The organism is Corynebacterium sp. 335C (assembly GCF_053525695.1).
Map to the genome: position 1 here is coordinate 320,747 of NZ_JASTTB010000001.1, position 23,394 is coordinate 344,140.

The window sequence follows — 23,394 nt, forward strand, 5'->3', positions numbered from 1 at the left end:
CGTCCGCGGGACCGGCGGGGACCGGCCCTCGCGGGAACGGCCCCCTACGCGCCCGGCTGCGCCAGCGCCGCCTTCAGCCCCCGGGCCGCGGCCTCCGGGTCGCCGGCTGCGGCGATGGCCCGCACGACCACGACGCGCGACGCGCCCGCCTCCCGGACGTCGGGGACCCGGGCCGCGTCGACGCCGCCGATGCAGAACCACGGCCTCGCCGTCCCCCCGGGCTCCCCCGCCTCCTGTTCCGCGGCGACGCGGGCCGCCATCGACACGGCCTCCAGCCCGACGGGCGCCCGGTCCGGCTTCGTGGGCGTCGCCCACACGGGGCCGATGACGGCGTAGTCCAGGCCGGGGTCGGCCATGGACTCCCGGAACATCGCCTCGGTCTGGTTGGAGCGGCCGATGAGCACGTCGTCGCCGAGGATGGCGCGGGCCTGCTCCGTCGTCAGGTCCCCCTGGCCGACGTGGAAGACGTCCGCCCCGACGAGCTTCGCGACGTCGGCGCGGTCGTTGGCGGCGAAGAGCCGGCCGTGCTCGGCGGCGACCTCGGCGAGGACCTCCAGCGCGGCGATTTCGGCGCGCGCCTCCAGCTTCTTGTCGCGCAGCTGGATGACGTCGACGCCGCCGGCGTAGGCGGCGTGGAGGAACTCGCGCAGGTCGCCGCGGTCGGCGCGGGCGTCGGTGCACAGGTACAGGGTCGCGTCGGCGAGCATGCGGCGGCGCTGCTCGCGGGTCCGTCCGGTCATGGAGCCTATGCTAGGACCGGACGAGGAACCACGGGAGCCCCGCACGGGGCTGAGAGGGCCGGGAGCCGGCCGACCGTCGAACCTGATTCGGATCATGCCGACGAAGGAAGGTGCGCCGTTGAACGGGACCGATCACCCGGCCGCCGCCGGGGAGGGCCGTGTGCCCGCCTCGGCCGTCATCGCGGGAGGGGGCGTCATCGGGCTGGCGACGGCCTGCGAGCTACTGCGCCGCGGCGTCGACGTCGTCGTCGCGGATCCGGAGCCGGCCTCCGGTGCGACGCGGGCGGCCGCGGGCATGCTCGCCCCGGTCGCGGAGGTCGTGTGGGACCAGCCCGGGCTCTACCCGCTGATGGTGGAGTCGGCGGCGCGCTACCCCGCGTTCGCGGCGCGGATCGCGGAGGCCTCCGGCATGGACGCCGGGTTCCTGGAGTGCGGCACGCTGGTGCTCGCCGGGGATTCGGCGGACCGGGCGGCGCTGACGGAGCTGGCGCAGCTGCAGCGCTCCATCGGCATGGACGCCGAGGTCATCGGGGTGCGCGAGGCCCGGACGCTGGAGCCGGCGCTGGGCCCCGGCGTCGTCGGCGCCGTGCGCATCCCGGGCGACCACCAGGTCGATCCGCGGAGGCTGGCCGCCGCGATGCTCGCGGTGCTCGGGGAGCGCGTGGTGCGCGCCCGGGTCGCCGCGGTGCGTGACGACGGCGGCCGCGCCGGCGGCGTCGTCCTCGACGACGGGCGGGTGCTGGGGGCGGAGGAGACGGTCGTCGCCGCCGGCATCGGCGTCGGCGGCATCGCCGGGCTGCCGGAGGGCCTGCGGCTTCCGGTGCGCCCGGTGCACGGCGACGTCGTCAGGCTCCGCGTCCCGGAGCGCCTGCGGCCCCTGACCACCCGCGTCATCCGCGGCGTGGTGCAGGGCCGGCCGGTGTACGTCGTGCCGCGCGCCGACGGCACCGTCGTGCTCGGCGCCACCAGCCGGGAAGACGACCTGGCGGGCGTCTCCGCCGACGGCGTCCACCAGCTGCTGCGCGACGCCTCCCGCCTCGTGCCCGCGATCCTCGAGTGCGAGATCACGGAGCTCATCGCCCGGGCCCGGCCGGGCTCCCCGGACGACGTGCCGATGATCGGCCGCGTCGCGCCGGGCCTGACCGTCTCGGCGGGCTACTTCCGCCACGGCATCCTGCTCACCGCGGTCGGCGCCGACCTCACGGCCGACGCCGTCTGCGGCCTCGACCCCGACCCCCGCTTCGCCGCCGCGGTGGACCCGCGGCGCTTCTCCCGGAAGGACACCGCATGACCGACACCCCCGCCGTCGTCAACGGCGAACCCCACCGACCCGCCGAGGGCGAGACGCTGCTGGAGCTCGTCGCCGCCCGCGTCGGCGCGGAGCTCAACCCCGACGGCACCCCGGCCGGCGGCGGACGCCTCGGCGTCGCCGTCGCCGTCGACGGCGCCGTCGTCCCCCGCGGCCGGTGGGCGGACACGCCCGTCGCCGGCGTCATCGACATCGTCACCGCAGTCCAGGGAGGCTAGGACATGAACGACACCACCGACGCGCCCGGCGCGGCCGCCGATCCGCTCGTCATCGCGGACCGGGAGTTCGGTTCCCGGCTCATCATGGGCACCGGCGGCGCGACGTCGCTGGACACGCTGGAGCGGGCGCTGCTGGCATCCGGCACGGAGCTGACGACGGTGGCGATGCGCCGCCACTCCCCCGACGGCCGGCAGAACGTCTTCGGCATCCTGGAGCGCCACGGCATCGCCGCGCTGCCGAACACCGCCGGCTGCTACACCGCCCGCGACGCCGTGCTCACCGCGGAGCTGGCGCGCGAGGCCCTGGAGACCGACCTGGTGAAGCTGGAGGTCATCGCCGACGAGGAGACGCTGCTGCCCGACCCCGTTGAACTCGTCGACGCCGCCGACCAGCTCGTCGGCCGTGGCTTCCACGTCCTGGCGTACACCAACGACGACCCGGCGCTGGCCAAGCGCCTGGAGGACCTCGGCTGCGCCGCGGTGATGCCGGCGGGCTCTCCGATCGGCACCGGCCTCGGCATCCTCAACCCCCACAACATCGAGCTCATCGTCGACCGGGCGGAGGTGCCCATCATCCTCGACGCCGGCATCGGCACCGCCTCCGAGGCGGCGCTGGCGATGGAGCTCGGCTGCGACGCGGTGCTGCTGGCCTCCGCCGTCACCCGCGCCCACGACCCGGAGGCGATGGCCCGCGCCATGCGCGACGGCGTGACCGCGGGCCGCACCGCCCGCCTCGCCGGCCGCATCCCCCGGCGCCGCCTGGCCCGCGCCTCCTCCACGTTCGACGGCATGGCCGTCGGCGGCAGCCGGGAGGACGAGTCCCTGTGAGGCCCGCCGCCGCGCCCGGCGCGCCGCTGACCGACGCGGAGTCCGCCCGCTACGCCCGCCACCTCACGCTCGACGGCATCGGGGCGGAGGGCCAGCGCAGGCTGCGCGGCGCCCGCGTCCTCGTCGTCGGCGCCGGCGGGCTGGGGTCGGCGACGATCCCGTACCTCGCGGCCGCCGGCGCGGGCCACCTCACCATCCTCGACGGCGACGTCGTCGAGGAGTCGAACCTGCAGCGCCAGGTCATCCACGCCGACGCCGCGGTCGGTCGCCCGAAGGCGGAGTCGGCGCGGGAGTCGGTGCTGCGGCTGGACCCGTCAGCCTCCGTCGACGCGATCATCGGCGAGCTGACGCCGGACAACGCCGTGGAGCTGTTCGCCGCCCACGACATCGTCGTCGACGGCGCCGACAACTTCGCCACCCGCTACCTGTCCAACGACGCCGCGGAGCTGACCGGCACGCCCCTGGTGTGGGGCACCATCCACCAGTTCTCCGGCCAGGTGTCGGTGTTCTGGCCGGGCGAGGGCCCGATGCTGCGCGACCTCTACCCGGACATCCCGCCGGCGGACTCCGTGCCGTCGTGCGCGGCCGGGGGCGTGCTCGGCGCGATGGCGGGCCTGGTCGGCTCGATGATGGTGGTGGAGGCCGTGAAGGTCCTCACCGGGTGCGGCGAGCCCGCCGTCGGCCGCCTGCTCATGCTCGACGCCGCCGCCATGCGCCTGCGGGAGCTGAGCTTCGGGCCCGACCCCGACCGCGCGCCGGTGACCTCGCTGGACGACGCCGCCGCGTCCTTCGGGGACCGCTGCCGCCTCGACGCCGCGGAGGACGCCGACCGGGCCGCCGCCGCGACCGTCGGCGCCGCCGCACTGGCCGCCGAGCTCGCGGGCGGGTCTCCCCCGCTGGTCGTCGACGTCCGCGAGGCCCACGAGCGGGGCGGCGGCCACGTCGCCGGCGACGTCCACGTCCCCCTCGGCCGGGTGCTGGACGGCGGGCGCGCCGCCATCGACGACGCGGCCGGGAAGCCTGCGGACGCCGGCGGCCGCGGCGTCGTCGTCTACTGCCGCTCCGGGATGCGCTCGGCGCGCGCCGCCGCGGCCCTCGGCGCCGCGGACGCGCCCGGCGGGCCGCTGGCCGTCCGCAGCCTCGCCGGCGGCCACCTCGCCTGGGCCGCCGGGCCCGGCGCGGGGGCCTGACCGGGCCCGCCCCGGCCCCCGTGCGCCGGGCGCCCGGGCGGCCGCGGCGGGCACCGTCGCACAGCACCACCGCGGACCCCGCGACACGCGCGACCTTGCATGATCCCGCGAGCCACGTACCGTCGTGGGGTGCGCCGCCGGGAGACCCCCGGCGGCCGGACGACCACGACGACGGGAAGGATCACGCGAACATGACCACGGTCGGATTCATCGGCGCCGGCAACATGGGCGGCGCCATCATCACGGGCCTGCTGCGCGGCGGGGAGGTGACCGGCGGCGACGTGCTGGCCTCCGGCCGCGACCGCGCGAAGCTCGAGGCCCGCTGCGCCGACCTGGGCTGCACCCCCGCGGAGTCCAACGCCGACCTGGCGCGGCGCAGCGACATCGTCTTCCTGTGCGCCAAGCCGAAGCAGATCCCGGGCATCGTCGCCGACCTCGGCGAGGACCTGGCGGACACGACGGTCGTCTCCGTCGCCGCCGGGCTGCCCGTCGCGGAGCTGGCGGACATGCTGCCGGACACCGCCCGGGCGATGGCGTTCCTGCCCAACACCCCGGTCGCCGTCGGCCACGGCATCTTCCCCGTGGAGGCCGGCCACACGGTCGAGGGCGAGCACCTCGACGAGCTCACCCGGCTGCTGGAGTCCTGCGGCCGCATCATCCACCTGGAGGAGGGCGACTCCGGCATGCTGTCGGTCGTCTCCGGCTGCGGCCCGGGCCTGGTGCCCGTGCTGATGGAGGCCTTCGCCGACGCCGCCGTGAAGAACGGCGTCCGCCGCGAGGACGCCTACGACGTCGTCGCCCGCACCTTCCTCGGCAGCGCGACGCTCATGCTCGAGTCCGGCAAGATCCCCGCGCAGCTGAAGGACGAGGTCTGCTCCCCCGGCGGCACGACCATCCGCGGCGTGACGGGCCTGGACGAGTACGGCGTGCGCGCCGGCATCATCCGCTCCCTCGACCGCATCATCAACGGGTAGCGCGGGGCCCGGGCGGTCGCGTCTCCCCGGGGGGGCCGCGGGCGCAGCCGCCGCGGTGCGTGACGACCGGACCCGCGCGGTTCCCCGCCGCCCGCGGCGCCGCGGCGCGGACCGGCTACCCTGTGACGCGACCATGTCTGAGCAGAACACCCACCATGACGACGCCCGCCCCGACGACCGGGGACGCGGCGGCCGACGCGGCTCCCGGGGCCGCGGCGGCGACGGCCGCGGCAACCGGAACGGCGGCGCCCGCGGGGGCGGCGGCCGCGGCGGCGACCGCGCGAACGGCGGCGGCGACCGGAACCCGCGGCGCGGCGGCGACCGCGGCCGCGCGCCGCGCGTCGACAAGCGCCCCCTGTACGACGCGCTGGACGGCGTCCGCCTCGCGGAGGCCCGCACCTTCCGCAAGCGCCTGAAGCGGGCGTCGGCGCCGAACGCCGTCCACGCCATCGGCGAGGACATCGAGCTCGCGCGCCTGCGCCTCGAGGAGCGGCGGGAGAACCTGCCGGACATCACGTTTCCGGCGCAGCTGCCGGTCTCCGGGCGGCGCGACGACATCGCGGAGGCCATCCGGGACAACCAGGTCACCGTCATCGCCGGCGAGACCGGCTCCGGCAAGACCACCCAGATCCCGAAGATCCTCCTCGAGCTCGGCTACGGCATCCGCGGCCGCATCGGCCACACCCAGCCCCGCCGCATCGCCGCCCGCTCCGTCGCCGAGCGCATCGCGGAGGAGCTCGGCGAGCGCATCGGCGACCACGTCGGCTACGCCATCCGCTTCGACGACCGCGTCTCCGAGCCGACGGCGGTCAAGCTCATGACCGACGGCATCCTGCTGGCGGAGATCCAGCGCGACCGGCTGCTGCTGGACTACGACGCCATCATCATCGACGAGGCGCACGAGCGGTCCCTCAACATCGACTTCCTGCTCGGCTACCTCAAGCGGCTGCTGCCGAAGCGCCCCGACCTCAAGGTCGTCATCACCTCGGCGACCATCGACCCGGAGCGCTTCGCCCGGCACTTCGCCGGCGAGGACGGCGAGCCCGCCCCCGTCATCGAGGTCTCCGGGCGCACCTACCCCGTCGAGATCCGGTACCGGCCGCTGGTGGAGGAGACCGTCGACAAGCGCGGCGAGGTGCGGCAGGTCGACGTCGACCAGATCGACGGCGTCATCGCGGCGTGCGAGGAGCTCATGCGCGAGGGCGACGGCGACATCCTCGTGTTCTTCTCCGGCGAGCGCGACATCCGCGAGACGGCGGAGGCCATCGAGGGCCGCAACTGGCGCGGCGTCGAGGTCCTCCCCCTGTTCGGCCGGCTGTCCAACGCCGAGCAGCACCGCGTCTTCGGCCCGCATTCGCAGCGGCGCATCGTGCTGGCCACCAACATCGCCGAGACGTCGCTGACCGTGCCCGGCATCCGCTACGTCGTCGACACCGGCACCGCCCGCATCAGCCGCTACTCCACGCGAACGAAGGTGCAGCGGCTGCCCGTCGAGCCGATCTCGCAGGCGTCGGCGAATCAGCGCTCCGGCCGCTGCGGCCGCGTCGCCGACGGCATCGCCATCCGCCTCTACGCGGAGGAGGACTTCCTCTCCCGCCCCGAGTTCACCGACCCGGAGATCCTGCGCACCAACCTCGCCAGCGTCATCCTGCAGATGGCCGCGCTGCGCCTGGGCCACGTCGCGGACTTCCCCTTCGTCGAGCCGCCGGAGCACAAGGCCGTCCGCGACGGCGTCCAGCTGCTCGACGAGCTCGGCGCCCTGGAGCCGCGGAAGGACCCGTCCGCCCCGCCGGACCTGACCCCCGTCGGCCGCGAGCTGGCGAAGCTGCCCGTCGACCCGCGCTTCGCGCGCATGCTCGTCGAGGCGCACCGCAACGGCGCCCTCCACGAGGTGACCGTCATCGTCGCCGCGCTGAGCCTGCAGGACGTCCGCGAGCGGCCGCTGGAGAAGCAGGCCCAGGCTGACCAGGCCCACGCCCGGTTCAAGGACGAGTCCGGCGACTTCGCCTCCCACCTCAAGCTGTGGGACTACCTGCGCACCAAGCGCCGGGAGCTGTCCGGCAACCAGTTCCGCAAGCTGTGCCAGCGGGAGTTCCTGCACTACCTGCGCGTGCGCGAATGGCAGGACCTCGTGCGCCAGCTCAACCAGGTCGCGGGCCAGATGGGCTGGAACTGGTCGGCCGACACCAACGACCCGTCGCCGGCGGCGATCCACCAGTCGCTGCTGGCCGGCCTGCTGTCCCAGATCGGCGTCCGCGAGGGCGAGGGCAAGGAGTTCACGGGCACCCGCAACACCCGCTTCCTGGTCCACCCGTCGTCGTCGCTGTCGAAGAAGCGGCCGCGGTGGGTGATGGCCGCCGAGATCGTCGAGACGTCCCGGCTGTTCGCCCGCGACGTCGGCCGCATCGAGCCCCAGTGGGTGGAGCGCGCCGCCGCGCACCTGCTCAAGCACCAGTACTCCGAGCCGCACTGGTCGTCGAAGCGCGGCGCGGCGATGGCGCACCAGAAGTCGACGCTGTACGGAGTGCCCGTCGTCGTCGACCGGCTCGTGCCCTACCACCGGGTCGACCCGGAGGCGGCGCGCGACATGTTCCTGCGCCACGCGCTGGTCGAGGGCGACTGGACCACCCACCACCGCTTCTTCGCGCACAACCGGGCGCTGCTGGAGGACGCGGCGGCGGTCGAGGAGAAGGCGCGCCGCCGCGGCATCGTCGTCGACGACGACACGCTGCACGCGTTCTACGACGCGCGCGTGCCGCACGAGGTGGTCACCGCCGCGCACTTCGATCGCTGGTGGAAGAAGGCGTCGCGTGACGACGAGCACCTGCTCGATTTCGACCCGGACGCCCTGCTCGATCCCGACGCGGACGCGGTGACGGGCGCCGACTTCCCCGATCTGTGGCGCCAGGGCGGGCTGGAATTCCAGCTGGAGTACGTCTTCGAGCCGGGCTCCCCCGACGACGGCGTCACCCTGCGCATCCCCGTGCCGCTGCTGGCGGGCGTGGAGTCCCACGGCTTCGACTGGCTCGTGCCGGGCCTGCGCGCGGAGCTGGCGGAGGCGCTCATCCGCACGCTGCCGAAGCCGCTGCGCCGCACCGTCGTGCCGGCGCCGGACTTCGCCCGCCGGGCGCTGGATCGGATGACGCCGTACTCCCGTCCCGTCACGGAGGAGCTTGCCGACGCCCTGCGCTCACTCGGCGGGTCCGCCATCTCGGCGTCGGACTTCGACGTCGCGAAGCTGCCGGAGCACCTGCGGTTCAACTTCGCCGCGGTCGACCGCCGCGGCAGGGTCATCGACCGGGACCGGGACCTCGCGGCGCTGCAGAAGCGGCGGGCCGGGCAGGTGACGTCGGCGGTGTCGAAGGCCGCGGCGTCGTCGTCGAACGAGGTCGTGAAGAAGTGGACGGCCGACAACCTCGGCGCCGTCCCGGAGACCGTCGACAACACCGTCGACGGCCAGACGGTGACCGCCTACCCCGCCCTGGTGGCGGAGAAGGGCGGCGTCACCGTCAAGGTGCTGCCGACGAAGGCACAGGCCGACGCGGCGATGATCACCGCGACGCTGACGATGCTGCTGCGCGACTGCGCGGTGAACGCCAAGTCGATGCTGAAGGGCCTGCCGCTGCAGCAGCGGGTGGCCGTCGACGCGTGGCCGCACGGTGGAGCCGAGGGCCTGGTCGAGGACTGCCGGGTGACGGTGGTGCGCGACGCGATGATGGGCCACGGCGGCCCGGTGCGCGACCCCGCGGACTACGAGAAGCTGCGCGCGGCGGTGTCGCCGGGCGTGTCGGCCGGCGTGCGCCAGCTGGTCGTGGGCCTGGCCCAGGCGCTGCCGAAGTACCACGCGGTGGCGGCGAAGCTCGGCGAGTGGGAGGGCCCCGCGATCGACGACATGCGCGGCCAGCTGGAGTTCATGCTGCCGAAGGGCGCGGTCGCCCGGCACGGGTGGGCGCATCTGCGGCATCTGCCGCGCTACCTGGAGGCGATGGAGATCCGGCTGGCGGACATGGCGCGGGATCCGGACCGGGACGCGGATCTGGAGGACGAGGTCGCCGAGGTGGCGGAGGCCCTGGAGACGCGGCTGGAGCAGCTGCCGGAGGGCCGGCGGAAGTCGGCGGCGGTGCGCGACATCGGCTGGCGGATCCAGGAGCTGCGGGTGAGCCTGTTCGCCCAGCGGCTGGGCACGGCGGGCTCGGTGTCCCCGCAGCGCATCCGCAAGGAGATCGCGAAGCTGCGCTGATGCGCCGCCCCGACGTGCGGCCGGCCCGGGCGCTCGGCGCCGGGGCCGGCCGCGGCGGACGTCAGTCGCGGCGCAGGAGGTCGATTTCCCGCTGGAAGTCGTCGGCGGATTCGAAGGACTTGTAGACGGACGCGAAGCGGAGGTAGCCGACCTCGTCGAGTTCCCGCAGCGGGTCGAGGATGGCGAGGCCGACGTCGTTCGAGTCGACCCGCGGGGTGCCCTTGGCGCGCAGAGTCTCCTCCACCTGCTGGGCGAGCTGCTTGAGCTTCGCCTCGGGCAGGTCGCGGCCCTGGCAGGCGCGGCGGACGCCGCGGACGACCTTGTCGCGCGAGAACTCCTCCACGACGCCGCCGCGCTTGACGACCATGAGGACGGAGCGCTCGAGCGTGGTGAAGCGGCGCTCGCAGTCCTCGCATTCGCGACGGCGGCGCACGGTGGTGCCGCCGTCGACCAGACGCGAGTCGACGACCCGCGTCCGGTCGTGGTGGCAGAAGGGGCAGTGCACGGAACCGAGACTACCGCCCCCGCGGGGCCTAGCCCGCGGCCGGGGCGACGACGGCGGCGGCCGGCACGGCCTCCACCGACAGCGCCGGCTCCTCCCCGCCCGCGGCCCACACGAGGCCGAGGCCGCAGAAGACGCCGATGCCCGCGGCCGCGGCGACGGAGCGGAGGGAGCGGCGGATGCCCGCGACGGGGCGGGCCGCCGCCGGCATGCCCGCGGACACGCGCAGCGCCGGGCGGGGCGCCGCGCCACGGCCGGCGATCGGGCGGCCGGCGGGGCGCTCCGCCGGACGGACGGAGCGTCGGGGCGCGTTCGAACGGATGGACGCGTCGCCCGCCCTCGCCCCGGGCGGCCTGGTGGAGGTTCCGGCGCGCCCGCGGGCGCGGTCGGCCCGTCGAACGTCCCGTCGAACGCGGGCCGACGGGGCATCCCCGTTCGAACGGGTTCCCGCGGTACGGTGGGAGTAGGCGGGGACGTGTCCCGCGGGCGCGTCGAGGCGCGTCGCGATGGCGCGGACCGCGCCGTCGTTCCAGGTGGACGAGGTGGGCCGTGCGCCGTTCACGGTCGAGGTCATGATGGTCTCCTTCATGGTCGCCGCCGCCGCATCCCGGGCGTCCCCTGACCGGGATTCGAACGAACGGCTGTTCGAACGTCGTTGCTACGTTCGATTTATAGCACCCCGCCCCGACATCGTCCATATGTTCGGGGGGATTTTTTCGAACGGATGTACCCATCTTCGAACGGGGATGCGGTACAGTCTCACGGGAGAGCCGACGAGACGAGACCCGGAAGGCGCGAGACGACGACCATGGCACCGAAGAAGAAGGGCGGCCGCGAGCAGCTCACCGAGCGGCAGCGGAAGATCCTGGAGTTCATCCGCAATTCCGTGATGCTGCGCGGCTACGCCCCGAGCATCCGGGAGATCGGCGACGCCGTGGAGCTGAGCTCCACCTCGTCGGTCGCCTACCAGCTCAAGGTCCTGGAGACGAAGGGCTACCTGCGGCGCGACCCGCACAAGCCGCGCGCGGTCGACGTCCGCGCGCTGCAGAACGGGCCGGAGGGCCAGGCGGAAGCGCAGGACGCGAAGGCCGCGCCCGCCCCGGCGCCGGCGGCCGATGAGGCGCCGGAGCCGGTGCCCGCGACGGTGACGCCGCTGCGCGACGACGTGCTGCCGCCGACCTACGTCCCGCTCGTCGGGGCCGTCGCGGCCGGCTCCCCCATCACCGCGGAGCAGGACGTGCAGGACACGTTCGCCATGCCGCCGGAGCTGCTGGGCCCAGGCGACGAGTTCTTCATGCTGCGCGTCCAGGGCGATTCGATGGAGGACGCGGGCATGTTCGACGGCGACTTCGTCGTCGTCCGCGCGCAGGAGACCGCGGAGCGCGGCGACATCGTCGTCGCCATGCCGGACGGGCTGGAGAGCGAGGCGACGGTGAAGGAGTGGGCCCCGGACAGCACCGGCAACTACCTGCTCCCCCACAACAGCGCCTACGAGCCGATCCCGGCCGACGACGCGATCATCCTGGGGCGCGTCGTCACGCTCCTGCGCCGCTACTGACGCACCGTGCACCGCGGGCCCCGGCCCTCCCCGTCGGGAGGGCCGGGGCCCGTCGTCGTGCGCGGTGCCGGCGTCAGAGGCCCAGCGCCTCGCGCGCGGCGGCGCGGGCGCCGTCGGCCTCCGGGGCGTCGAGGGCGGCGCGGGCGGCGGCCCGGCACTGCTCCAGCGTCACCTCCGCCAGCTGCGCGCCGACGCCCGGCAGGGCGGTCGACGCGGCCGACAGCGAGGACACGCCCATGCCGACCAGGACGCAGGCCAGGACCGGATCGGCGGCGGCCTCGCCGCACACGCCCACCGGCGTTCCCGCGTCCTTGCCGGACAGGCAGGTCATGTCGATGAGCCGGAGCACCGCCGGCTGCCACGGGTCGGTGAGGTACGCCAGGTGCGGCGACAGGCGGTCGGCGGCCATCGCGTACTGCGTGAGGTCGTTGGTGCCGATGGAGACGAAGTCCAGCTCCTTCATCAGCTCGTGGCTCATCAACGCCGCCGCGGGCACCTCGATCATCGCGCCCGGGGTGAGGCCCCGCTCCCGGCACAGGCCCGCGAACCAGCGCGCCTCCTCCAGCGTCGCGACCATCGGCGCCATGACCCACGTCGGGGCGTCGTCGCCGCGCCCGGCGGCCTCGTCGGCCTCGGCGATGGCGGTGAGCTGCCGCTCCATCAGGCCCGCCGCGGAGCGGGAGATGCGCAGGCCGCGCACGCCGAGCGCCGGGTTCTCCTCCGACTCGAGGTTCGCGAACGCCAGCGGCTTGTCGGAGCCCGCGTCCAGGGTGCGCACCACGACCTTCTTCCCGGGGAAGGTGCGCAGGACCTTCGCGTAGAGCTCCGCCTGCGCCTTGACGGTCGGCTCCGCGGCCGCGGACAGGAAGCTCAGCTCCGTGCGGAACAGGCCCACGCCCTCGGCCACGCCGCCCTCGGCGGCGACGCGGGCGGCGTTGCCGTCGCCGACGTTGGCGAGCAGCTGCACGCGGTGGCCGTCGGCGGTGGCGGCGGGGCCGCGCCAGGCGGCGATGCGCTTGGCCGCCTCCTCGGCCTCCGCTACGCGGGCGGCGGCCTCCGCCTCGTCCGGGGCGACCTCCACGACGCCGAGGGCGCCGTCGACCAGCACCCGCTCGCCCACCGGCACCTCCCGCAGCGCGGGACCGACGGCGACGATGCACGGCACCCCCAGCTGGCGGGCGATGATCGCGGTGTGCGACGTCGGCCCGCCGAGCACCGTCACCAGGGCCACGAAGACCGACGGGTCGAGCGTCGCCGTGTCGGCCGGGGCGAGATCGTCGGCAAGCAGAACCGAGGGAACGGTCGCGCCCGGCAGCCCCGGCTCCTCCAGGCCCCGCAGCTCCGCGAGCACGCGGTCGCGGATGTCCTCCAGGTCGGTCAACCGCTCCGCCATCACGCCGCCGGCGGCGCGGAACATGTCGGTGAACTTCTCGATGGCGCGGACGACGGCGACCTCCGCCGTCGCCAGGTTCTTCATCTCCTTGACCGCCGCGCGGTGCCATCCGCGGTCCAGCGTCAGCTTCGACGTCGCCAGCAGCACCTCGGCGGCGTTGCCCTCGACCTCGCCGGCGCGCGTCGCCAGGCGCTCCGACACCGCCGCGGCCGCGCCGCGGAAGCGCTCCACCTCCGCGTCCACGGCGTCGGAGGCGATCCGGTCGCCGTCGTCCGGCAGCTCCGGGCGGGGGCGGACGCGGACGGCGGGGGCGCAGGCCACGCCCGGGACCACCCCGGTGCCGGTGAGCACGGTCTTCTCCATCTTCGGCCTTCCGTTCGGCGCGCGGCCGGCCCGCGCGCGGATGCCCCAATCCTACCGAACCCGCCACCCCCGAACCCCACATCCCCATCCCCCAAACCCACATCCTCGGGCATAATCGACGGGGACGGCCTGCGGGAACAGCACGACAATCGGACATCGCCCGCCCGCGCCGCATGGCCGAACGCGGGTGAACGGGCATCCGGGCAGGGAGAACAGGATGTACGCCGAGGAACGCCGGAGGAAGATCGCGTCGCTCACCGCCGTCGAGGGGCGCGTCATGGTGGCGGAGCTGGCGAAGAACTTCGGGGTCACCGCGGAGACCATCCGCCGCGACCTCGCCCAGCTCGACGCGGAGGGCGCCGTCCACCGCGTCCACGGCGGCGCCGTCGCCGCCAAGGCCTTCCAGACCATGGAGTTCTCCGTCGAGGACCGCGAGGGCGCCCAGTCCGAGGCCAAGCGCGCGATCGCCCGCGCCGCCATCGCGCACCTGCCGGAGGCCGGCGTCGGCGTCTTCCTCGACGCCGGCACCACCACCGAGGCGCTGGCGAAGCTCATCGCCGCCAACCAGCACCCCCGCCTGTGGTCCGTCGTCACGAACTCCCTGCCCAGCGCCCTGACGCTGGCCTCGAACCCGTACGTCGAGCTGCAGCTGCTCGGCGGCTCCGTCCGCGCCGTCACCCAGGCCGTCGTCGGCGACGCCGCGCTGCGCACCCTGGCGCTCATGCGCGCCGACGTCGCGTTCATCGGCTCCAACGCCCTGACCCTCGACCACGGCCTGTCCACCGCCGACCCGCAGGAGGCGGCGGTGAAGCGGGCGATGATCGCCAACGCCTCCAAGGTCGTCGTCCTGTGCGACTCCACGAAGCTCGGCCGCGACTTCCTGGTCAGCTTCGCCCGGCTGGAGGACGTCGACGTCGTCGTCACCGACGCCGGCGCCCCGGAGGCCTTCGTCGCGGAACTGCGCGAGCGCGGCGTCGAGGTGGTGCTCGCCCAGTGATCCTGACCCTCACCGCGAACCCGTCCATCGACCGGACCTGCACCGTCACCCAGCCGCTGGAGCGCGGAGGCGTCTACCGCCTGTCCGACCCGGAGGACGTCGCGGGCGGCAAGGGGATCAACGTCGCGGGCGCCGCCCACCTGGCCGGGCGCACGACGATGGCGCTCTACCCCGCCTCCCGGTCCGGCCGGTTCACCCGTCTGGTGCGCGACGCGGGGCTGCCCCACCGCGCCATCGCCACCGACGACGAGGCCCGCGTGAACCTCACCATCGTGGAGTCCGACGGCACCACGACGAAGCTCAACACCCCCGGCCCGGAGCTCACCGAGCCGCAGATCCGCCGCTGCCTGGACTACCTGTGCCGCTTCGCGGGCGACTCGCGCTGGGTCGTCCTCGCCGGCTCCCTGCCCCCGGGCGTGCCGCCGGAGTTCTACGTCGACGCCTGCCGCATCGTCCGGCACTCCGCCCCCGGGGCGCGCATCGCCGTCGACACCTCCGATGCGCCGCTGCGCGCCATCGGCGCGGCCCTGGCCTCCGGGGACGCGTCCGGCCTGCCCGACCTGCTGAAGCCCAACGGCGTGGAGCTCGGCCAGCTCGCCGGAGTCGACGGCGCGGAGCTGGAGGAGCGCGCCGCCGCCGGGGACTTCTCCGGCGTCGTCGCCGCCGCCCGCGAGGTCAACGCCCGCGGTCTGAAGGAGTTGCTCATCACGCTCGGCCCGGCCGGCGCCATCCTGTCCATCGCCGGCGGGCCCGTGCTGCACTCCACCTCGCCGCGCATCACGCCCCTGTCCACCGTCGGCGCCGGCGACTCCGCGCTGGCCGGGTACATCCTGGCCCGCGACGAGGGCGCCGACCACGCCGACTGCCTGCGCCGCGCCGTCGCCTACGGCGCCGCCGCCACCGCCCTGCCCGGCACGACCCCGCCGCGGCCGGAGCAGGCGCACCCCGAGCAGGCGGAGGTCACCGTCCTCGACGCGTGACGACGGGCCCCGCGCGGCGGCCGCACGACGGCCCCGCGTGGCCCGTCCATCGCAGCCCACGATCACCCCGACCATCCCACCGCCGGCTGGCGTCCCCGCCGACGCACCACCACGACGCACCACACGAGGAGACCCCGATGTCCCAGCAGGACGTCATCACCGCCGACCTGGTCCGCCTGGACGTCTCCGCGGGCACCGCGCCCCGCGACGTCATCCGCACGCTCGCCGGGGCCGTCGCCGGCGCCGGCCGGACCGCCGACCCGGACACGCTGACGGCCGACGCCGCCGCCCGCGAGGAGAAGTCGGGCACGGGCGTGCCCGGCGGCGTCGCCATCCCCCACTGCCGCACCGCCGCGGTCGACGCGCCGACGCTGGCGTTCGCCCGCCTGTCGGATCCGGTCGACTTCGGAGGGCCCGACGGCCCGGCCGACCTGGTGTTCCTCATCGCGGCCCCCGAGGGCGGCGGCAAGGAGCACCTGACCATCCTGTCGAAGCTGGCCCGCGCGCTCATCAAATCCGACTTCCGGGCGGCGCTGCGCGGGGCGGAGACGCCGCAGGAGGTCGTCGACGCCGTCGGGCAGCGCCTGGCCGCGAAGAAGGCGCCGTCGAAGAAGACGGCCCCGGCGGACGCGGCCGCGACGCCCGTCGACGCGGGGCACGCGGGGAAGCTGGTCCGGCTCGTCGCCGTGACCGCCTGCCCGACCGGCGTCGCCCACACGTACATGGCCGCCGACGCCCTGGCGGACGCCGGCGCCAAGCGCGACGGCGTCGAGATCGCCGTGGAGACGCAGGGCTCGTCCTCCAACAAGTCTCTGGATCCGGAGGTCATCGCGGCGGCCCACGCCGTCATCTTCGCCACCGACATCGGCGTGCGCGATCGGGCCCGCTTCGCGGGCAAGCCCGTCGTGGAGTCCGGCGTCAAGCGCGGCATCAACGAGCCCGCGCAGATGATCGAGGAGGCCGTCGCGGCCGCCTGCGACCCGAACGCGAAGCGCGTCGCGGGCTCGCCCGACGGCGGCTCCGGCGGCGAGGGCGCCGCCGCGGCCGGAGGCTCCCTCGGCTGGGGCACTCGCATCCGCCAGGCGGTGATGACGGGCGTGAGCTACATGGTCCCGTTCGTCGCCGCGGCCGGCCTGCTGATAGCCCTGGGCTTCCTGCTCGGCGGCTTCCAGGTCAACGCCGTCGCCGCGCACGTGGCGCAGAACTTCGCGCTGTGGAACCTGCCGCACGGCACGGAGTTCGAGGTCGACGGCGCGATGCAGACCGTCGACACGTCCGGGCTGATGCTGTACCTCGGTTCGATCCTGTTCGCGACGGGCAACTTCGGCATGGGCGTCATCGTCCCGGTGCTGTCGGCGTTCATCGCCTTCGGCCTGGCGGGCCGGCCCGGAATCGCGCCGGGCTTCATCGGCGGCGCCATCTCGGTGGCCATCGGCGCGGGCTTCCTCGGCGGCCTGGTCACCGGCATTGTCGCCGGCCTCATCGCCCTGGGGCTGGCGTCGCTGTCCGTGCCGCGGTGGCTGGCGTCGCTGATGCCGGTGGTCATCATCCCGCTGCTGGCGTCGCTGGGCGTCGGCCTGCTGATGTACCTGTTCCTCGGCCGCCCGCTGACGGCGCTGATGACGGGCCTGCAGGACTGGCTGTCCGGCATGTCCGGCACGTCGGCGGTGCTGCTGGGCGTCATCGTGGGCCTGATGATGTGCCTGGATCTCGGCGGGCCGGTGAACAAGGCGGCGTACCTGTTCGCCACCGCGGGCCTGTCGACGGGCGACGAGGCGTCCATGAAGGTGATGGCCGCGGTGATGGCGGCGGGCATGGTGCCGCCGCTGGCGCTGGCGCTGGCCTCCGCCGTCCGCCCGAAGCTGTTCACCACCGCCGAGCGGGAGAACGGCAAGGCGGGCTGGCTGCTGGGCCTGTCGTTCATCTCCGAGGGCGCCATCCCGTTCGCGGCGGCGGATCCGCTGCGCGTCATCCCGTCGATGATGGCCGGCGGCGCGGTCACGGGCGCGCTGTCCATGGCGCTGGGCGCCGGGTCGCGTGCCCCGCACGGCGGCGTGTTCGTGCTGTTCGCCATCGACAATCCGCTGGGCTGGCTGGCGTCCATCGTCGCCGGCATGGTCGTCGCGGCGGTGTGCGTCTGCCTGCTGAAGGCCTTCTGGCGCCGCGGTGCCGGGGCGTCCCCGGAGGGCGCGGAGGCGGCGGCGCCGCAGCCGGCTTCCGCGTAGGATCGGCGTGACGACGCGCACCGAGCCCGACCCGGGACGCGGCGCGCGCACCGCAGAAGCGAATCCGAGAAAGGACCGCCGCACATGGCCTCCAAGACCGTCACCGTAGGCTCCACCGTCGGGCTGCACGCCCGCCCGGCCACCCTCATCTCCGAGGCCGCCGCCGAGTTCGACGAGGAGATCCTCATCGAGCTCGTCGACGCCGACGATGACGACCTCGAGCCGGCCGACGCCGCCAGCTCCCTGATGATCATGGCGCTGGGCGCCGAGTACGGCGACCAGGTCACGGTCTCCTCCGACGACGCCGAGGCCGTCGAGCGCATCGCGGCGCTGGTGGAGAGCAACCTCGACGAGGAGTAGGCGCGACGCGCCCCGCACGGCGGGCGCCCCGGGACGGAAACGGTCCCCGGGGCGCCCGCCGCCGTCGTATCCGGGGTTCGCCCGCGGTGCGCGGGTCGCCCGGTGCGCGCGAGTGCAGGGTCGCGCCGTCCCCCGCGTGGCGCGTGACGACGCCTCCCGCCCCGGCTCAGGCGCCGAGCAGCAGCGCCGCGGGCAGCACGGCCAGGGGCGCGACGACGAGGCCGTGGCGCGCCCAGGTGCCCCACCGGACGGTCTCCCCGCTGCGGCGCATCTGGTCGGCCCACAGGATGGTCGCCAGCGACGCCCAGGGGGCGATCATGGGCCCGGCGTTGACGCCGACCAGCAGAGCGCCGAGCGCCGATGCCGCTTGGGCCCCGGCGGCGCCGGCGACGGGCTCCAGCAGCAGGTAGGCGGGCAGGTTGTTGACCAGGTTCGCGGCGACCGCGCCGGCGGCGGCGACGGCGGCCGCGCCCCACGGCTCCCCCGACGCGGCGGCCGGGCCGAGCAGCCCGCGGACCAGGCCGGCGCCTCCGGCGGCGTGGACCAGCTCCGCCAGGCAGCACAGCCCCACCGTCAGCGCGACCGCTCCCCAGGGCACGAGGGACGGCGACAGGTCCTCCGGGGACCGGACGGCGAAGAGCGCGACGAGCACGAGCGCGGCGACCGTCGTCGACGCCCAGTACGGCACCGGGGAGGCCAGGACGGGCACGAGCACCGCGAGGACGGCGAGCGACGGCCCGGCCAGCCCCCGCCGCGGGGCGGGCCCGGCGGCGGCGCCGCCGGGGCCGGGTCCGGTGCCGGAGCGGGGGGCGTCGTCACGCGAACGGGCGCACCACGCGACCGCGGCGGCGTAGGCGACGACGGCGAGCAGCGCGGCGGTCGCGGGCGGCCACAGCACGCGCAGATGCGCGCCGGTGGTCGGCAGCACCCCGAGGGAGCCCGCGAGCAGGTTGGTGAGGTTGGATACCGGCAGGAACAGCGACCCGGCGTTGGCGATCCACGCGACCGCGAGGCCGGTGGCCATGACGGGCAGACCGGCGCGGCGGGCCATCGCGACGGCCAGCGGCGTCACCATCACCGCCGCGGTGTCCAGGGACAGGAACGCCGTGGACACGGCGGCGAGCGCGACCACGGCGAGCCACGTCGGGACGGCGCGGCCGCCGAGCAGCCGCGTCGCCCCGTCGGCCAGCGCCGTGAACGCGCCGGCGGCCGCCGCGAGGTTCACCGTCGCGGACACCGCGGCGAGGAACACGAGGATCCCCGACAGCCGCACCGCCAGCGGCCCCAGCGCGGACGGCTCCGCGATCGCCAGCGCCGCCGCGGCGAGCGCGGCGGCGGGGACGAGCAGGCGAAGGGGCACGGCGATGGTCCGGGTTTCGCGTTCCGGGGGGGGGCGGGGCCGGGCCCGGGTCAGGACCGGACGGAGGAGTCGCGGCCCTCGCCGAGGGTGCGGTAGAGCCACATGAGGATCGGGTAGCCGACGATGATGCCGACCGAGCCCCACGCGATGCCCTCCAGCGTCAGCGACCCGATGTTCAGCGTCAGGTTGCCGATGCCGGCGATGAGCGCGGTCGCCGCGGCGACGAGGTTCACGGGGTTGTTGAAGTCGACCTTCGCGTCCATCCAGATGCGCACGCCCAGCATGCCGATGAGGCCGTACAGGACGATGGTCGCGCCGCCGAGCACGCCGGTGGGGATGGTGAGGATGAGCGCGCCGAACTTCGGCACGAACGCCAGGCAGATGGCGGTCAGCGCGGCGACCCAGTAGGCGGCCGTGGAGTAGACGCGGGTGGCGGCCATGACGCCGATGTTCTCCGCGTAGGTGGTGGTGCCGGAGCCGCCGGCGCCGCCGGCCAGCGTGGTGGCCAGGCCGTCGGCGATGAGCGCGTCGCCCGCCAGGTCGTCGAGGTCGCGGCCCGTCATCGAGGACACGGCCTTGACGTGGCCGACGTTCTCCGCGATGAGCACGACGATGACCGGCAGGCCGATGAGCACGGCGTTGAGGTGGAACTCCGGGGCGTGGAACTGCGGCAGGCCGATCCACGGCGACGCCTCCAGGGTCCGGGTCGCGGCGGGGTCGAGGTTGCCGGTCAGCGTCGCGAAGATCCAGCCGACGACGACGCCGATGAGGACGCCGAGGCGGGAGACCATGCCGCGTCCGGCGACGGTGGCCAGGATGATGGCCGCCATCGTGATGAACGCGACCAGCGGCTGGGAGGCGAAGTTGTCGGTCGCCGCGGGGGCGAGGTTGAAGCCGATGAGCGCGACGATCGCGCCCGTGACGGCCGGCGGCATGACCGCGTCGAGGATGCGACGGCCGGCGATCTTGACGACGACGCCGACCAGCGCCAGCACGATGCCCGCGGAGATGACCACCGCGGACTGGGCGCCGAGGCCGTCGGCCTGCGTCGCGGTCAGCGGGGCGATGAACGCGAACGACGAGCCCAGGTAGGAGGGCAGGCGGTTGCGCGTGATGAGCAGGAACAGGATGGTGCCGATGCCGGAGAACAGCAGCGTCGTGTTCACCGGGAAGCCGGTCAGCAGCGGCACCAGCAGCGTCGCGCCGAACATGGCGATGACGTGCTGCATGCCGATGCCGATGGTGCGCGGCCAGTCCAGGCGCTCCTCCGGGGCGACGACGGCGCCGGGGGCGATGCGGCGGCCGTCGCCGTGGACGGTCCAGCCGAAGAGGCGGCCGCCCCGGTCGTTCGTGGTCTCGGGCGGGGTTCCCGTGGAATTCGTCACGGACCGTCATGCTACCGCCCGGGAGGCGGTTTCCGCGTGCGGGTCGCGGGGTTCGCGCGGTGCGCCGCCGCGCGGGTGGTGCGGGGTGCGCGTGACGACGGGACCCGCGCGGCGCGGACGACGCGCGGCGGGCTACTCCCCCGCGGCCGCGCCGGCTCCGAGGTCGTCGGCGTCCCCGTCGTCGACGGCGAACGCGGCGAGCTCCTCGGCGACGTTGCCGGGCACGCGGACCTCCATCAGCGCGCCCTCGCCGGTCCACTCCTCCGACAGGACCGTCGCCTCCTCGTGCAGGCGGCTGACGACGTCGCCGCGGTCGTACGGGATGAGCAGGCGGACGTGGGCATCCATGGCGTTGAGGGCCAGCTCCACGCGGGTCTGCAGCTCCTCGATGCCCTCGCCCGTCGCCGCGGAGGTGAACACCACGTCGTCGAGGGCGTAGCGCAGGGACTCGACGGTGCCCGGCTGGGCGCGGTCGACCTTGTTGACGACGAGGATCTCCGGCGGCGCCTCCGCCCCCGTCTCCTCGAGGACGCCGGCGATGACGGTGTTGACGGCGCGGATCTGCTCCAGCGGGAACGGGTCGGAGCCGTCGACGACGTGGAGGATGAGGTCGGCCTCGACGACCTCCTCCAGCGTCGACCGGAACGCCTCGACCAGCTGCGTCGGCAGGTGGCGGACGAAGCCGACGGTGTCGGTCATGATGACCGTGCGGCCGTCGCGGAGCTTCGCGCGGCGCGTCGTCGGGTCGAGGGTGGCGAACAGGGCGTCCTCCACCAGCACGCCCGCGTCGGTCAGCGCGTTGAGCAGCGACGACTTGCCGGCGTTGGTGTAGCCGGCGATGGCGATGCGCGGCAGGTTGCCGGCGCGGCGGCGGGCGCGCTTGACCTCGCGGGAGGCGGTCATGCCCTTCAGCTCGCGGCGGATGCGCGCCATGTCCTGGCGCAGGCGGCGGCGGTCGGTCTCGATCTTCGTCTCGCCGGGGCCGCGCAGGCCCACGCCGCCGTTGGAGCCGGCGCGGCCGCCGGCCTGGCGGGACAGGGACTGGCCCCAGCCGCGCAGGCGGGTGATGAGGTACTCCATCTGCGCCAGCGACACCTGCGCCTTGCCCTCCTTCGACTTCGCGTGCTGGGCGAAGATGTCGAGGATGAGCATGGTCCGGTCGATGACCTTGACGTTGAGCGCGTTCTCCAGCGCCACGAGCTGGCCGGGCGACAGCTCGCCGTCGCAGATGACGGTGTCGGCGCCGGTGGCGTCGACGATGTCCTTCAGCTCGGAGACCTTGCCGGAGCCGACGTAGGTGCCGGGGTCGGGCTTGTCGCGGCGCTGCAGCACCGCCTCCAGCACCTCGGAGCCGGCGGTCTCCGCCAGCGCGGCGAGCTCGTCCATGTTCGCCTCGGCCTCGGCGGCGGTGCCCTCGGTCCACACGCCGACGAGGACGACGCGTTCCAGGCGCAGCTTGCGGTACTCGACCTCGTAGCCGTCGTCCTGCTCGGTGGTGTGCTGCGCGGTGCGGGTCAGGCGGCGCAGGGAGGAGCGGGCCTCGAGGTCCAGGTCGCCCGTCGTGGGGGCGGCGTCAAAGCCTGCGTCGTAGGCGGAGTCGTGGCCGGGGTCCCCCGGAAGACCCGCCGCGCGGTCGGCGGCGGAGTCGGACGGGATGCGGTCGCCGCGGCCGGCGGCGTCGTCCGCCGGGACGTCGCCGGCGGGGAGATCATCGTGGATGTCAGTCATGTTGCGGACCATTGTTCCACGCCGCGCGGCCCCGGCCGCGTCCGGGCCGGTGCGGGCGCCGCGATGGCCCCGGGCCGTCGTCACGCGGGCCCCGCACCGTCGTCGCGCGGGCACCGGGCCGACGCCGCGCACGCCGCGGCGCCGCAGCCGCGCGCACCCCGTGCCGTCGTCGCGCTCGTGCCGCGGATGCCCCTCCCGGCACCCGGGGCACCTCCCGGATCATGTCCGGGCCCCGGTTACACTGGCCGCATGAATTCCGATCTGCAGAGCATCGGCCTCGGCTTCGACACGTGGCAGGACGCCATCGAGGCCGCCATCGGCAGCGACGACCTCTCGGTCTTCGGCGAGGTCCGCGGCGGGCAGCTGGTCCGCTTCGAGGACCCGTCGGGCGCCCAGCTGCTCATCCTGGGCGTCGAGCCGTTCTCCACCTACGCCGGCTTCGCCGGGCAGTCGCGCCTGACGGGCCACGTCAGCCCGGTCAACGACGTGCTGGCGCTCATCGACGTCGTCGACGACGTGCCCACGTCGCCGACCTACGAGAAGCCGCTGACGTCGCTGACCTGCAACCTCGCGCAGGGCCCGATGATCGTCGACGAGCCGACCCTGTCCTTCGAGACGGTGTCGCTCACCGCCCTGGCCCTGTCCGTGCGGGTCTTCGAGACCGCCGAGGACTACGAGGAGCGGATGGGCCGCCGCCCGGGCCGCTTCTACTCCACCGGCGCCGCGCCGATCCTCCACCCGGGCGAGTCCTCCGGCCAGCCGGACGCCTCCGCGGAGCTTTCCGGCGTCGTGCGGTCCTCCGAGCGCCGCGTCAACTCCCTGACCGGCGACGAGTTCTGGGTCGTCCACCTGAATGCCCCGGTGCCGATGGACGTCACCCTGCCCGGCGACGTCGAGCCGGAGCCCGCGCCCGGCACCGTCGTCAGCGGCGACTTCATGATGGTCGGCGAGGTCATGGCGCCCGCCGGCTGCGGCGGCGACGGCGGGGGCTGCGGCTCCGGCTCCTGCGGCTGCCACTAGCCCGCCCGCGCGCTCGCGCCGCGG

At 74.9% G+C, this 23,394-nt stretch carries 19 protein-coding genes and 1 riboswitch; of the genes, 12 read left to right on the forward strand and 7 right to left on the reverse strand.

Features of this window, described 5'->3' with window-relative positions:
- Positions 1-44 precede the first annotated feature (44 nt).
- Positions 45-740: a thiamine phosphate synthase gene (thiE, locus tag QQS41_RS01415; protein WP_448850917.1), complete on the reverse strand. Its 696-nt coding sequence runs from the start codon at positions 738-740 to the stop codon at positions 45-47.
- A gap of 20 nt (positions 741-760) precedes the next feature.
- A riboswitch (TPP riboswitch) is annotated at positions 761-866 on the forward strand.
- Between thiE and thiO the strand changes: the two genes are divergently transcribed.
- From thiO to hrpA, 6 genes are all read left to right on the forward strand, one after another.
- Positions 859-2,031, forward strand: a complete 1,173-nt coding sequence (gene thiO, locus QQS41_RS01420) for a glycine oxidase ThiO (RefSeq protein ID WP_448850918.1) — start codon at positions 859-861, stop codon at positions 2,029-2,031. Its footprint overlaps the riboswitch before it by 8 nt.
- Positions 2,028-2,267, forward strand: coding sequence for a sulfur carrier protein ThiS (thiS, locus tag QQS41_RS01425; protein WP_448850919.1), 240 nt, complete (start codon positions 2,028-2,030; stop codon positions 2,265-2,267). Before thiO ends, thiS begins: the two co-directional genes overlap by 4 nt.
- 3 nt (positions 2,268-2,270) lie before the next feature.
- Positions 2,271-3,095: a thiazole synthase gene (locus tag QQS41_RS01430; RefSeq protein ID WP_448850920.1), complete on the forward strand. Its 825-nt coding sequence runs from the start codon at positions 2,271-2,273 to the stop codon at positions 3,093-3,095.
- Positions 3,092-4,285 carry a ThiF family adenylyltransferase gene (locus QQS41_RS01435; RefSeq protein WP_448850921.1) on the forward strand — a complete coding sequence of 398 codons (1,194 nt, stop codon included), beginning with the start codon at positions 3,092-3,094 and terminating at the stop codon, positions 4,283-4,285. Before QQS41_RS01430 ends, QQS41_RS01435 begins: the two co-directional genes overlap by 4 nt.
- Before the next feature lie 191 nt (positions 4,286-4,476).
- Positions 4,477-5,259: a pyrroline-5-carboxylate reductase gene (gene proC, locus QQS41_RS01440; protein ID WP_448850922.1), complete on the forward strand. Its 783-nt coding sequence runs from the start codon at positions 4,477-4,479 to the stop codon at positions 5,257-5,259.
- Between the two features lie 133 nt (positions 5,260-5,392).
- Positions 5,393-9,499: an ATP-dependent RNA helicase HrpA gene (gene hrpA, locus QQS41_RS01445; protein ID WP_448850923.1), complete on the forward strand. Its 4,107-nt coding sequence runs from the start codon at positions 5,393-5,395 to the stop codon at positions 9,497-9,499.
- 61 nt (positions 9,500-9,560) lie between these two features.
- Here the strand turns inward: hrpA and nrdR are convergent, their stop codons facing one another.
- A complete protein-coding gene (gene nrdR, locus QQS41_RS01450; RefSeq protein ID WP_448850924.1) occupies positions 9,561-10,004 on the reverse strand; it encodes a transcriptional regulator NrdR in 444 nt (147 codons plus the stop codon).
- Positions 10,005-10,032: 28 nt separating this feature from the next.
- A complete protein-coding gene (locus QQS41_RS01455) occupies positions 10,033-10,224 on the reverse strand; it encodes a hypothetical protein (protein ID WP_448850925.1) in 192 nt (63 codons plus the stop codon).
- A gap of 585 nt (positions 10,225-10,809) precedes the next feature.
- Here QQS41_RS01455 and lexA point away from each other — a divergent pair.
- Entirely contained in the window at positions 10,810-11,559 is a 750-nt protein-coding gene (lexA, locus tag QQS41_RS01460) for a transcriptional repressor LexA (protein ID WP_448850926.1), read from the forward strand.
- 73 nt (positions 11,560-11,632) lie between these two features.
- Here lexA and ptsP read toward each other — a convergent pair whose 3' ends face one another.
- The gene (gene ptsP / locus QQS41_RS01465) at positions 11,633-13,315 is read right to left on the reverse strand and encodes a phosphoenolpyruvate--protein phosphotransferase (protein WP_448850927.1); all 1,683 of its coding nucleotides are present in this window, start codon (positions 13,313-13,315) and stop codon (positions 11,633-11,635) included.
- Between the two features lie 217 nt (positions 13,316-13,532).
- Here ptsP and QQS41_RS01470 point away from each other — a divergent pair, with 217 nt between their 5' ends.
- The 4 genes from QQS41_RS01470 (at position 13,533) to QQS41_RS01485 (ending at position 17,877) form a co-directional block, all read left to right on the forward strand.
- A complete protein-coding gene (locus tag QQS41_RS01470; RefSeq protein WP_448850928.1) occupies positions 13,533-14,312 on the forward strand; it encodes a DeoR/GlpR family DNA-binding transcription regulator in 780 nt (259 codons plus the stop codon).
- Positions 14,309-15,292 (forward strand): 1-phosphofructokinase family hexose kinase, encoded by a 984-nt coding sequence (locus QQS41_RS01475; protein WP_448850929.1) that lies wholly within the window; start codon positions 14,309-14,311, stop codon positions 15,290-15,292. Before QQS41_RS01470 ends, QQS41_RS01475 begins: the two co-directional genes overlap by 4 nt.
- Positions 15,293-15,429: 137 nt before the next feature.
- Complete coding sequence (locus tag QQS41_RS01480; RefSeq protein WP_448850930.1) at positions 15,430-17,517, forward strand: PTS fructose transporter subunit IIABC; 2,088 nt, start codon at positions 15,430-15,432, stop codon at positions 17,515-17,517.
- Positions 17,518-17,601: 84 nt separating this feature from the next.
- On the forward strand, positions 17,602-17,877 hold the full coding sequence (locus tag QQS41_RS01485; protein ID WP_448850931.1) for an HPr family phosphocarrier protein: 276 nt from the start codon (positions 17,602-17,604) through the stop codon (positions 17,875-17,877).
- A 166-nt stretch (positions 17,878-18,043) separates the two neighbouring features.
- On the opposite strand, the gene QQS41_RS01490 is transcribed toward QQS41_RS01485, so the two are convergent.
- The 3 genes from QQS41_RS01490 to hflX form a co-directional block, all read right to left on the reverse strand.
- Positions 18,044-19,237 carry an SLC13 family permease gene (locus tag QQS41_RS01490; RefSeq protein WP_448850932.1) on the reverse strand — a complete coding sequence of 398 codons (1,194 nt, stop codon included), beginning with the start codon at positions 19,235-19,237 and terminating at the stop codon, positions 18,044-18,046.
- Between the two features lie 50 nt (positions 19,238-19,287).
- Positions 19,288-20,622 carry a uracil-xanthine permease family protein gene (locus QQS41_RS01495; RefSeq protein WP_448850933.1) on the reverse strand — a complete coding sequence of 445 codons (1,335 nt, stop codon included), beginning with the start codon at positions 20,620-20,622 and terminating at the stop codon, positions 19,288-19,290.
- Between the two features lie 132 nt (positions 20,623-20,754).
- Positions 20,755-22,350: a GTPase HflX gene (hflX, locus tag QQS41_RS01500; RefSeq protein ID WP_448850934.1), complete on the reverse strand. Its 1,596-nt coding sequence runs from the start codon at positions 22,348-22,350 to the stop codon at positions 20,755-20,757.
- A gap of 249 nt (positions 22,351-22,599) precedes the next feature.
- Here hflX and QQS41_RS01505 point away from each other — a divergent pair, with 249 nt between their 5' ends.
- Positions 22,600-23,370 (forward strand): hypothetical protein, encoded by a 771-nt coding sequence (locus tag QQS41_RS01505; protein WP_448850935.1) that lies wholly within the window; start codon positions 22,600-22,602, stop codon positions 23,368-23,370.
- Positions 23,371-23,394: the final 24 nt, after the last annotated feature.

Bases quoted from the DNA above. Each gene is read 5' to 3' on its own strand.
- QQS41_RS01470 (WP_448850928.1), top strand. From the start codon at position 13,533: ATGTACGCCGAGGAACGCCGGAGGAAGATCGCGTCGCTCACCGCCGTC.
- hrpA (WP_448850923.1), top strand. From the start codon at position 5,393: ATGTCTGAGCAGAACACCCACCATGACGACGCCCGCCCCGACGACCGG.
- QQS41_RS01430 (WP_448850920.1), top strand. From the start codon at position 2,271: ATGAACGACACCACCGACGCGCCCGGCGCGGCCGCCGATCCGCTCGTC.
- QQS41_RS01480 (WP_448850930.1), top strand. From the start codon at position 15,430: ATGTCCCAGCAGGACGTCATCACCGCCGACCTGGTCCGCCTGGACGTC.
- hflX (WP_448850934.1), bottom strand. From the start codon at position 22,350: ATGACTGACATCCACGATGATCTCCCCGCCGGCGACGTCCCGGCGGAC.
- proC (WP_448850922.1), top strand. From the start codon at position 4,477: ATGACCACGGTCGGATTCATCGGCGCCGGCAACATGGGCGGCGCCATC.
- thiS (WP_448850919.1), top strand. From the start codon at position 2,028: ATGACCGACACCCCCGCCGTCGTCAACGGCGAACCCCACCGACCCGCC.
- ptsP (WP_448850927.1), bottom strand. From the start codon at position 13,315: ATGGAGAAGACCGTGCTCACCGGCACCGGGGTGGTCCCGGGCGTGGCC.
- QQS41_RS01485 (WP_448850931.1), top strand. From the start codon at position 17,602: ATGGCCTCCAAGACCGTCACCGTAGGCTCCACCGTCGGGCTGCACGCC.
- QQS41_RS01505 (WP_448850935.1), top strand. From the start codon at position 22,600: ATGAATTCCGATCTGCAGAGCATCGGCCTCGGCTTCGACACGTGGCAG.
- lexA (WP_448850926.1), top strand. From the start codon at position 10,810: ATGGCACCGAAGAAGAAGGGCGGCCGCGAGCAGCTCACCGAGCGGCAG.
- thiE (WP_448850917.1), bottom strand. From the start codon at position 740: ATGACCGGACGGACCCGCGAGCAGCGCCGCCGCATGCTCGCCGACGCG.